General features: G+C 47.3%; 8 protein-coding genes, 1 other RNA gene and 2 pseudogenes. 8 read left to right on the forward strand and 3 right to left on the reverse strand.

Going from position 1 to position 10,680, the window contains the following annotated elements:
* Positions 1-7 precede the first annotated feature (7 nt).
* Together uvrA and H8876_RS01755 are read left to right on the forward strand one after the other, a co-directional pair.
* A pseudogene (gene uvrA / locus H8876_RS01750) lies at positions 8-2,455 on the forward strand (excinuclease ABC subunit UvrA); the annotation flags it as partial.
* A 148-nt stretch (positions 2,456-2,603) separates the two neighbouring features.
* Positions 2,604-4,034, forward strand: a complete 1,431-nt coding sequence (locus tag H8876_RS01755) for a nicotinate phosphoribosyltransferase (protein ID WP_465250724.1) — start codon at positions 2,604-2,606, stop codon at positions 4,032-4,034.
* A gap of 99 nt (positions 4,035-4,133) precedes the next feature.
* Here the strand turns inward: H8876_RS01755 and fba are convergent, their stop codons facing one another.
* Positions 4,134-5,063, reverse strand: a complete 930-nt coding sequence (gene fba, locus H8876_RS01760; protein WP_249286280.1) for a class II fructose-1,6-bisphosphate aldolase — start codon at positions 5,061-5,063, stop codon at positions 4,134-4,136.
* A 35-nt stretch (positions 5,064-5,098) separates the two neighbouring features.
* Positions 5,099-5,518, reverse strand: a complete 420-nt coding sequence (locus H8876_RS01765; RefSeq protein ID WP_249286281.1) for a hypothetical protein — start codon at positions 5,516-5,518, stop codon at positions 5,099-5,101.
* Between the two features lie 158 nt (positions 5,519-5,676).
* Between H8876_RS01765 and H8876_RS01770 the strand changes: the two genes are divergently transcribed.
* The 6 genes from H8876_RS01770 to ssrA all read left to right on the forward strand — a co-directional run bounded on the left by H8876_RS01770 (position 5,677) and on the right by ssrA (position 9,029).
* Positions 5,677-6,669, forward strand: coding sequence for an RluA family pseudouridine synthase (locus tag H8876_RS01770; RefSeq protein ID WP_249286282.1), 993 nt, complete (start codon positions 5,677-5,679; stop codon positions 6,667-6,669).
* Positions 6,670-7,185, forward strand: a complete 516-nt coding sequence (gene lepB / locus H8876_RS01775) for a signal peptidase I (RefSeq protein ID WP_249286283.1) — start codon at positions 6,670-6,672, stop codon at positions 7,183-7,185. It begins immediately after the preceding gene.
* A gap of 132 nt (positions 7,186-7,317) precedes the next feature.
* Positions 7,318-7,806 (forward strand): signal peptidase I, encoded by a 489-nt coding sequence (gene lepB, locus H8876_RS01780; protein ID WP_249286284.1) that lies wholly within the window; start codon positions 7,318-7,320, stop codon positions 7,804-7,806.
* Positions 7,807-7,827: 21 nt separating this feature from the next.
* Positions 7,828-8,283, forward strand: a complete 456-nt coding sequence (gene smpB, locus H8876_RS01785; RefSeq protein WP_417493062.1) for an SsrA-binding protein SmpB — start codon at positions 7,828-7,830, stop codon at positions 8,281-8,283.
* 40 nt (positions 8,284-8,323) lie between these two features.
* A complete protein-coding gene (locus H8876_RS01790; protein WP_249286286.1) occupies positions 8,324-8,653 on the forward strand; it encodes a hypothetical protein in 330 nt (109 codons plus the stop codon).
* A 17-nt stretch (positions 8,654-8,670) separates the two neighbouring features.
* Positions 8,671-9,029: a transfer-messenger RNA gene (gene ssrA, locus H8876_RS01795) on the forward strand.
* A 476-nt stretch (positions 9,030-9,505) separates the two neighbouring features.
* On the opposite strand, the pseudogene H8876_RS10255 reads toward ssrA, so the two are convergent.
* A pseudogene (locus H8876_RS10255) lies at positions 9,506-10,678 on the reverse strand (recombinase family protein); the annotation flags it as partial.
* Positions 10,679-10,680 lie beyond the last annotated feature (2 nt).

A 10,680-nucleotide genomic window follows, 5' to 3' on the forward strand; every position in this document is an offset into this window, starting at 1 on the left:
TGTATAAGAGACAGCTATCGACCAGATCGTAGAACTTCTGATGCAGGAGGGCGAAGGAACGAAGCTGACGGTGCTGGCTCCGGTAGTGCGGCAGCGCAAGGGGCAGCATGAAAAGATCTTAGAACGTATCCGCAAAGAAGGATTTACGCGTGTCCGTGTTGATGGGGAGATCCACCTTCTGGAAGAAGATGAGATCAAGCTGGAAAAGACTTTCAAACATACCATAGAGATCGTTGTAGACAGGATCAAGGTGAAAGATGGTGTGCAGAGCCGTCTTTCGGAGGCGTGTGAACTGGCTATAGCCCATGGGGAAGGGCTAGTTCAGGTCATTGTGGACAAAGACGGTGTCCAGGAAGAAAAGACATTCAGCACCAGTCTGGCCTGCCCTGATCATGGCGTCAGCATTGAAGAACTGGAGCCGCGGATGTTTTCCTTCAACAACCCGATGGGAGCTTGTCCGGATTGTAATGGACTGGGGTTCATACAGAGAATAGACCCGGATCTGATTATTCCGGATCAGGACAAGAGCATCAATGACAAGTGCCTGAGCAACGTGTTTTCGACAATGGAATACACCAGTTTTTACTGGCAGGTGATTCGTGCGCTGGCGGAGAAATATGACGCTGATATGGACACACCATATAAGGATCTGCCAAAAAAATTCAAGGAAGTCCTGTTATATGGCACCGGGGACGAAAAGCTGTCTTATGTGTATACCAATCGTAATGGCGATACTCAGAATCGAAATCATACGTTCGAAGGTATCATCAATAATCTGGAACGGCGGTATCGGGAAACCCAGTCAGAGTGGATCAAGGAAAAAATGGAAAAATATATGCGTATCACCACTTGCCCGTCCTGCAAAGGCAACAAACTGAAGCCGGAGCTTCTGGCAGTGACGGTTGGCGGTAAAAATATCATGGAATTCTGTGATATGTCCGTATCGGATGCCATTGGATTTGTAGAGCATCTTGATCTGTCTGAGACGCATCGGCAGATCGCTGCTGAAATCATCAAGGAGATACGCGGCAGACTGACATTTCTGGCCAACGTGGGACTGGATTATCTGACCCTGTCCAGAGCGTCGGCAACCTTGTCCGGAGGAGAATCACAGCGGATCCGCCTTGCGACTCAGATCGGCTCAGGGCTGGTGGGCGTTCTTTACATTCTGGACGAGCCCAGTATCGGACTGCACCAGAAGGACAATGAAAAACTGCTGGAGGCACTTCGCAGGCTGACTGACATCGGCAATACGCTCATCGTGGTGGAACACGACGAGGATACCATGTATGCTGCGGATCATATCGTTGATATAGGGCCTGAGGCCGGGATCAACGGAGGAGAACTGGTCGCACAGGGTACGGTGGAGGATATCATCAATTGCCCGCGATCCATTACCGGTCAGTATCTCAGCGGGAAAAGGAAGATCGAGGTTCCTGCAAAGCGTCGCAAGGGGAACGGCAAGAAGATCGAGATCATCGGCGCAGCCGAGAACAATCTAAAAGGTATCAATGTCAGGATCCCGCTTGGAGAAATGGTCTGTGTGACGGGCGTATCAGGATCCGGTAAAAGCAGCCTCATCAACGAAATTTTATATAAGGCCGTTGCAGAAGAAATGTATGGCAGCAAGGAGAAACCGGGCAAGTACAAGAAGATCAAGGGGATCGAGCACATCGACAAGATCATCGACATCAACCAGGCTCCTATCGGCAGGACGCCGCGTTCCAATCCGGCGACGTATACCGGCGTATTCACACATATTCCGGATCTGTTCTCGCAGCTTCCGGAAGCAAAGCTTCGAGGATACGGTAAGGGTCGGTTCAGCTTTAACGTAAAAGGCGGACGGTGTGAAGCATGCAATGGGGATGGCATCATAAAGATCGAGATGCACTTCCTGCCGGATGTTTACGTGCCGTGTGAAGTCTGCAAGGGCAGACGCTATAACCGAGAGACACTGGAAGTAAAGTATAAGGACAAGAGCATTTTTGACGTGCTGGATATGAACGTGGAAGAAGCTGCTGTTTTCTTTGAAAATATCCCGAGCATATCCAGACAGCTGCAGACCTTGCTGGAAGTGGGGCTCGGGTATATCAAGCTTGGACAGCCCAGCACGCAGCTTTCAGGCGGTGAAGCACAGCGGATCAAGCTGGCGTCGGAACTTTCCAGAAAAAGCACCGGTAAAACACTGTATATTCTGGATGAGCCGACGACCGGACTGCATTTTGCAGATGTTGACAAGCTCCTTTCCGTGCTGGACAAACTCGTAGATGCAGGAAATACGGTCGTAGTGATCGAACATAATCTGGACGTGATCAAGCGAGCGGATCATATCATCGATCTGGGACCGGACGGAGGATTCCGCGGCGGAACGATCGTAGCGGAAGGTACGCCGGAAGAGGTGGCAGAATGTGGATCATCCTACACAGGACAGTTCCTCAGAAGGATCCTTCTTTAGTCTGATGTGCATAAAATACGTGCGGGAAACAGAAGTATGGGAGAATATACGGGGGAGAAATATAGCTTTCCACTGTGTGGAATAAATGGTATAATAGAACTTACATCATGCAGGAAGTGCTGAGAAAGTGAAATGGAGGAACTGTAAAATGATGGAGAAATCAAACCTGACCATGCTGACTGACTTTTATGAAATAACCATGGCTAACGGGTACTTCTGTACAGATATGGCAGACAATATCGCCTGCTTTGATATGTTTTTCAGAAGGATTCCTGATGACGGCGGTTATGCGATCATGGCAGGCCTGGAACAGGTGATCGAGTATCTGGAAAATCTGGAATTTACCGATGAGGATATCGAGTATCTCAGAAAACAGAAGATGTTCAGTGAGGATTTTTTGAAATACCTTTCAGAGTTTAAGTTCACGTGCGATGTATGGGCGATCCCGGAAGGAACTCCGATTTTTCCCGGAGAGCCGATCCTGACAGTAAGAGGTCCGGTGATGCAGGCGCAGTTTGTGGAAACGATGATCCTTTTGATCGTCAACCACCAGAGCCTGATCGCAACAAAAGCGAGCAGGATCGTTCGTGCTGCAGCAGGGCGTCCTGTAATGGAATTCGGCACGAGAAGAGCGCACGGCACAGCGGCCGCAGTATACGGTGCGCGTGCTGCATATATCGGTGGATGTGCAGGGACAGCATGTACGATTTCAGATCGTGATTTCGGGATCCCGGCACTTGGGACCATGGCTCACAGCTGGGTGCAGATGTATGATGATGAATATGAAGCATTTAAAAAGTATGCGGAAATCTATCCGACAAACTGTGTGCTTCTGGTAGACACCTATAACGTATTGAAATCCGGTGTGCCGACTGCGATCCGCGTTTTCAAGGAAATGAAACCGGAGAAGATGGGGATACGGATCGACAGTGGTGACATTACGTACTTAACAAAGCAGGCCAGAAAAATGCTGGACGAAGCGGGGCTGGAGGATTGCTCTATTGTAATTTCCAACTCGCTGGATGAGTATCTGATTCGTGATGTGATCCAGGAGGGGGCCTGCATCGATTCTTTTGGCGTTGGCGAAAGGCTGATCACAGCCAAGTCAGAACCGGTATTTGGCGGCGTGTACAAGCTGTCGGCCTTAGAAAAAGATGGAAAGCTGATCCCTAAGATCAAGATCAGTGAAAATGTTGAGAAGATCACCAATCCTGGATTCAAAACCGTATATCGTCTCTTTGACAGGGACAGCAACCGGGCTTTGGCTGATGTGATCGTGCTTGACGGTGAGACGATACCGGAGGATGGAGAATATGAGATCTTTGATCCTAACGCGGTTTGGAAGAGAAAGAAAATCACGAATTTTTATGCAAAGAATCTGCGGCAGCAGATTTTCAAAGAAGGCAAGTGCATCTACAAATCTCCATCCATCGACGAGATCAAGGACTATTGCAGGCAGCAGCTGGATGCGATGTGGGATGAGATGAAACGATTTGAAAATCCGCAAAACTATTATGTGGATCTATCCTACGACCTTTGGAAGCTGAAGCATGATATGATTGCTGCATCTGAAAAATAGCGGTTTTAATGAGCTTCGCCCGTGCGGCGGAGCTTTTTCTTTAAAAAAAGGCTCCCGGCGTAATGCCGGGAGCTTTGCAGTTTCTCGTGTGATGATTCGTTATCTCTTGTTGGAAGCGTTGAGCACGTTTCTAATCTTGTGCTGTACCATTCCCTTGATCGCATCTCTTGCAGGTCCAAGGTACTTTCTTGGATCGAAGTCAGCCGGATGTTCTACGAAGTGCTTGCGGATCTCAGCTGTCATGGCCAGACGCAGATCTGTATCGATGTTGACCTTGCAGACACCATACTTGGTCGCAGTGCGGATCATATCTTCAGGAACGCCCTGTGCACCCGGGATATCTCCCCCGAATTCATTGCATTTCTTTACGAATTCAGGCAAAACGGTGGATGCGCCGTGGAGAACCAGAGGCGTGTCAGGGATCAGGCTGTGGATCTCCTTGAGACGTTCAAAGTCGAGGTATGGCTCGCCTTTGAATTTATATGCGCCGTGGCTGGTCCCGATGGCTACAGCCAGGGAGTCAACACCGGTTTTTGCTACGAATTCCGCAGCTTCCTCAGGAACGGTGAAAGTTGCATTTCTGGCATCTACATTGATGTTATCTTCAATGCCGGCCAGCTTACCCAGTTCTGCCTCTACGGAAACGCCCTTGCTGTGAGCATATTCCACAACTTCCTTTGTCAGTTTTATATTTTCTTCAAATGGATGTTTGGATCCGTCGATCATAACGGATGTAAATCCATCGTCTACGCATTTTTTACAAATATCGAAATCTTCACCGTGATCCAGGTGGAGTGCAATGTCCAGACCGGTATCGAGGATCGCAGCCTCTACCAGTTTGATCAGATAAGCCGGCTTGGCATATTTTCTGGCACCGGCGGATACCTGAAGGATCAGCGGAGCCTTCTCTTCCTGAGCGGCCTCTACGATACCCTGGATGATTTCCATGTTGTTGACATTGAAAGCACCTACTGCGTAGTCGCTGTTCAATGCATTCTCAAACATTTTCTTTGTAGTAACTAAAGACATGACAGCCTCCTTAAAAAATAAATGTAATAGAGATATTAATTAGCAATGATGTTCAGGATCTGTTCGTCCGTGGAACCCTTGGGGATCTGGAATGTCCCGGATTTCAGAGAACTTTCCTTGCCCATATTGCTGATATAACTTTGAAATTCTGTATCGGAGCTCACCAGCCCTGCCTGATAGAGCTTTGTGGCGACCGCAACCGAGTCGTCAGAGTCCGATATGGTGATTTCAACAGTTTCTGCTGCACTGGATTCGCTGGATGCTGCAGCAGTCGTTTCCTTTGATTCCGATGCCTGTGTCGTCTGCTGTGCTTTCGCATTCTGCTGCGCCAGTGTTTCCGGATAATCCATGATCGCGCTGATGCGGGTGTAAATGATCAGTCCGGCAGCGATCAGTATGATGAGAACAATGATAATGTCATTTTTATTGTAGAAAAAATCCTTGATTTTGTTCATAAACAATACTCCTTGTGAATGCAAATATTGTGCTTGCTGTGCATACATCTATACTGTACCATATTTTCAGTACTTTCTCAAATCGAAAAGCGGTGTTTTCCATGAAATTTTCTTCACAATGAATTGTAATTATTGCAGGATGTTGTATAATCATATCTATGGTAGATTTCAAGATTACAGAAAATGAAGCGGGGCAGCGGCTGGATCGTTTCCTGCGAAAATACATGAAGAGAGCTCCTCTGAGCATGATCTACAAAACCATACGAAAAGATGTAAAGGTCAATGGGAAACGTGCGCATGAGGATACGATCCTGCAGGAAGGCGACCAGTTGTCTCTGTACATACCGGAGGAGAAACTGAACGATCTGACGAGACAGCAGACTCACAGACGTGTAAAACGCCAGTTTCGGATCGCATATGAAGATGAGAACCTTCTCATCGTTGAAAAACCGTCGGGCCTTTTGACCCATGGAGATTCCCGGGAAAAGAAAAACACTTTGGCAAATCAGGTCTGCGGATATTTGCAGGAGAAGGGAGAATTCGATCCATCAAAGGAGAAGTCTTTCGTACCTTCGCCGGTGAACCGTCTGGATCGAAACACGACAGGCCTGGTGATTTTCGGAAAGAATGCGGAAACCCTCCGGAGCTTTACGCGCTATATCCGGGAAAGACAGTATGTCAGCAAGTATTATGTGACGCTGGTCAAAGGAAATTTAAAAGAGAAACTGGTGCTCCGGGATAGGATCGCAAAAGATCACGGCATGAATATTTCCCAGGTTACGGACGATGCAAAGGAAGGAAAGAGCGCGGAGACGTTTGTCACGCCGATCGCTTCGAAAAACGGTTTTTCCGTAGTAGAAGTAGAGCTGGTGACAGGCAGGACGCATCAGATCCGCGTGCATCTTCCCCACGAAGGACATCCGCTGGTGGGAGACATCAAATATGGCGATCGAAGAGTCAATGGCATGGCAAAGAACAAGCTGGGGATCACGACGCAGCTTTTGCATGCGTATCAGCTGAAGTTCAGTGGTCTGGAAGGAAATTTCGCATATCTGAATGGAAAAACCGTTAAGGCAAAGCTGCCGGAAGAATTTCAGGAGGCTTTGCAGAAGCTGGGGTTCACCGATAAAGATTTGGAGGCGTTTGCATAAATGAAAGAGTTTATAAAAGATGTACTGATCGCATTGGTGATCGTGGTGGTGATCACGCTGATCATCAAGCCGACTATCGTCAAGGAAAGCTCTATGGAGTCTACTTTGTATGAAAATAATTATTTGTTTGTCAATAAACTGGCATATCTGACCGCGGATCATCCGGACTATGGGGATATCATCGTATTCAAATCTCATATCCAGCGAGATGACGGAAAAGGTGATAAACTGCTTATAAAAAGAGTGATCGGTGTCGAAAATGATGTTATAGATATCCATGACGGAGTAGTGTACCGGAATGGTACCGCTCTGGATGAGCCATACACCAAGGAAGGTTATACAGAAGGTGATATCAGCGATTATAAAGTCCCGGCAGATCAGGTGTTTGTCATGGGAGACAACCGCCGGGTAAGTCTGGACAGTCGTTCGGAGGAAGTTGGCACGGTCAGTGAGGACAGCATTGTCGGCAAGGCATTTATCCGGCTGTATCCGTTCAATCAGATCAAGCTGCTGTAAGCAGAACGCAAGCCGCAGGGATCGCGGAGATCCCTTTGGCGTGAAACTTTTGCATAAACTGATGCTTTGGCGTGAAACCTTTGCATAAACTGACGCCGGACGCTTTACATAAAAACCAGGGAGGATCGTTTTATGTGGAAGCGGATCGTGGCATACGGTACGGCAGCGATCATGGGGATCGTCTGTGCTGTAGGATTTTTCGGCGTGTTTATGATCACGACGGTGACGGGAAGCGGGATGGAGCCTTTTTATAAAGAGGGGCATTGCGTTCTGGTCTGCAAAGCGGCATACCGAAAGAGTATTCCGGAAGTGGGAGAAGTCGTGGCGCTTTGGAATCAGGTATACAGTGAAGACGGAGAGGGAAGTGTCCTGATCCGGCGGATCGCAGCCCGGCAGGGAGATCAGATCGAGATCCGTGACAATGTGTTTTATCGAAATGGAAAGCCGTATACGGCGTATATGAGCGGCGATGGAGAAATGGAGGATTTGACGCATCGGACTTTGGGAGAAGGAGAATTATTCCTGCTGTGCGATGATCGAGGCTCCTCTATGGATAGTCGAAATGATGCGGTAGGGATCGTAGATGTGGGGGATTGTATCGGAAAAGTTTGTTTCCCTTGAATTCCCAGGCAGAAAGAGAGTATTGATATGAAGGTAGTTGCAAATAATAAGAAGGCGCGCCATGATTATTTTATAGAAGAGACTTATGAAGCAGGAATCACACTGACGGGAACGGAAATCAAGTCGGTGAGGCAGGGGCGTGTCAGCCTGAAGGAAAGTTATGCCAGGATCGAGAAGGAAGAGGTGATCCTCTATGGCATGAATATCAGTCCGTATGAGCAGGGAAACCGGTTCAATGTGGATCCGGTACGTCCGCGCAAGCTGCTTTTGCATAAAAGAGAAATCCGAAAACTTATTGGGTATACGACGTTAAAAGGCTTGACTTTAGTGCCTCTGAGGATGTACATTAATGATAGAGGAAGGGCAAAGGTGGAACTTGCCGTTGCCCGTGGTAAAAAAGAGTACGATAAGCGTCATGATATTGCAAAGCGTGATGCAGACAGACGGATGCAGCAGGCAATGCGCAAACATTCATAAACCAGAGTGCAGTGCAAGGCACTGAAAAGGGAGGAAGACCATGCAGAATTTTTTTAATAAAATAGGCAAGACAGCATCAGAAGCTGCTTCGAAGGCAGGCAGCAAGGCAAGCGAACTGATGGAGATCGGCAAGCTGAAGGGAAAGATCACAACGAAAAAGCAGTATATCGGCAATACTAAGAAAGATATCGGAGCATATTGCTATGAACTGTTTGAAGCTGGTGATATCAAAGATCCTAGAATCGAAGAGCTTTGTGAACAGATTAAAGCTTACAGCGAGGAGATAGAGGCTCTGGAAGCTGAGATCGAAGAGGTGAAAGAAAAGTATCGCATTAAGAATGATGAAGATGATCCTGCTGCAGAAGAATAGGCTGCAGGATCCTATATGGGGGCGCACTGGTTTCGACGGGGGTGTGGAAACCGGAGAAGCGAGCCGCAGTTTGTCCAGTCTGCGTTAAAAGGGACACGTTAAATATAAACGCTAAAAAGAACAACAATTTCGCATTAGCTGCTTAGTTCAGCACCGCGCGCATGCCCGGGTTCACCTGCAGGTCCGGAACCATGCGTCAAACATGCAGGAAAACCTTATGTGAATGCCCGGCAGCATAAGGGACTAACGGGATAGCTGATGATATAGCCTGCTTTTGGGCGATGTTTGAGGCAAAACTTTAAAACAAAAGCTGCGCTCGGAGAAACTCCTGTGAAAATGCTTTCGGACATGGGTTCGATTCCCATCGCTTCCACCATCGTATCCACAATCTGGGTGGCTTTTACCGCCTGGATTGTGGTTATTTATTATTAAGTGTATTTCGATCTTCTCAGCGAATACCACTACCTTTTCTACATAAGTCTGTACGATCTGTTTCAGATCTTCTAGAGATTTTTCCATCAGATTTGCATCTTTCATAATATAATCGTAAATCTGTTTCTGTGAAAGAATCTGGCGCTTCTGAATGCTTTCGCTATACTGGATTTTTCCTTCTAGATATTTAATGCGGGCGTCGATCTCATCGCCCAGATCTCCCATCCAGTCCTTATAACTACCCTTTTTGATAGAATCAATAATATTGTTCATTTCTTTCTGCTTGGCTGCCAGCTCGGCTTTTAGAGCCGCCAGTTCCGGAGTTACTTCCATTTTGCGCTGCGCCTGCAAGTCGAAGATACGCTGCGAAAGCTGCAAGACGTTTTCCTGTGTGAAAAACTCATTTTCCAGATGGCTGATCACCAGATCCTCAATGTATTTTTTATTGATCCCTTTTGCCCGGCAGGTGCGTTCTCTGTGCCGACGATTACAGTCATATGTGATATATTCTGTTTTATTCCGGCCGGCTCTTCTGGCGTTCCCGGACATTGGACTGCCACATTCACCGCAGTATATGATCCCGGAAAGTAAATAAGTTCTTTTCGCTTTATGTCTGGCATTCATCGTCCTATCTTTCATCTGCATGTTCACCTCATTCCATAATTCATCTGATACGATCCGAGGGATCCCGCCCTCGATGCGAATAATATCCTCATCTGATTTGTTTAAATGATTGTTCCGCTTTCCGGCTGTCTTCGGAGCTGCCCGGTTATATACATAAACGCCCTTGTACTTTTCATTCTTGAAAAGATCATGGAAGCTGTTTTTGGTAAATCCCTGGCCACGTCTGGTTCTGGCGCCGATCCCATTCAAATAAGCCGCGATTTCCATGTAGCTGCAGCCGGATGCCTTCATTTCATATGCCTTGATGATCCATTTAGATTCTATGGGATCCACGTGATATTTCCCGGACCCATCGACCTGGTAGCCGATGGGAGGGACTCCGCCGTTATGCAGGCATTTATATGCAGTTTCTTTTTTTCCTTTTTGGACTTCTCTGGCCAGATTGCGTGAATAGTATTCAGACATTCCTTCCAGAACGGATTCCAGGATGATGCTCTCCGGGCTGCCGTCGATATTTTCCAGAACGGACACGAGACGGATCCCGCGTTCTTTGAGTTTTCTTTTGTAGAAGGCACTGTCATACCGATCCCGGCTGAATCGGTCAAGCTTATGAACGATTACCAGATCACAGGGATATTCCTTGATATCAGAGAACATTTGCTGAAAAGATGGGCGATCATCAGTAGTGGCGGATCTTGCTTCATCCCGATAGATTTTCTCCAGTGTGATCCTGTTGCGACCGCAGTAGTCACGGATCGCCCGGATCTGTGCATCGATGGATTCTTCTCTCTGGTGATCGCTGCTGAAGCGGCAGTATGCCCATGCGATAGTCATATGTATCATCTCCTTAAAATGGGTATAAAAATACCCTGAATATTGATTTTTCAGGGTAACGATGATACAATGAAATTGCGAGTTTCGGGTTGTATCATCGCAACCTGATAGCATAGCCCTGTCTCTTATACACATCT

Source organism: Lentihominibacter faecis, from assembly GCF_014306095.1.
Lineage (GTDB): Bacteria > Bacillota > Clostridia > Peptostreptococcales > Anaerovoracaceae > Lentihominibacter > Lentihominibacter faecis.

What these genes read in the sequence shown, in the direction of transcription:
- H8876_RS01755 (WP_465250724.1), top strand. Translation starts at nt 2,604, where the DNA reads ATGATGGAGAAATCAAACCTGACCATGCTGACTGACTTTTATGAAATA.
- fba (WP_249286280.1), bottom strand. Translation starts at nt 5,063, where the DNA reads ATGTCTTTAGTTACTACAAAGAAAATGTTTGAGAATGCATTGAACAGC.
- H8876_RS01765 (WP_249286281.1), bottom strand. Translation starts at nt 5,518, where the DNA reads ATGAACAAAATCAAGGATTTTTTCTACAATAAAAATGACATTATCATT.
- H8876_RS01770 (WP_249286282.1), top strand. Translation starts at nt 5,677, where the DNA reads ATGGTAGATTTCAAGATTACAGAAAATGAAGCGGGGCAGCGGCTGGAT.
- lepB (WP_249286283.1), top strand. Translation starts at nt 6,670, where the DNA reads ATGAAAGAGTTTATAAAAGATGTACTGATCGCATTGGTGATCGTGGTG.
- lepB (WP_249286284.1), top strand. Translation starts at nt 7,318, where the DNA reads ATGTGGAAGCGGATCGTGGCATACGGTACGGCAGCGATCATGGGGATC.
- H8876_RS01790 (WP_249286286.1), top strand. Translation starts at nt 8,324, where the DNA reads ATGCAGAATTTTTTTAATAAAATAGGCAAGACAGCATCAGAAGCTGCT.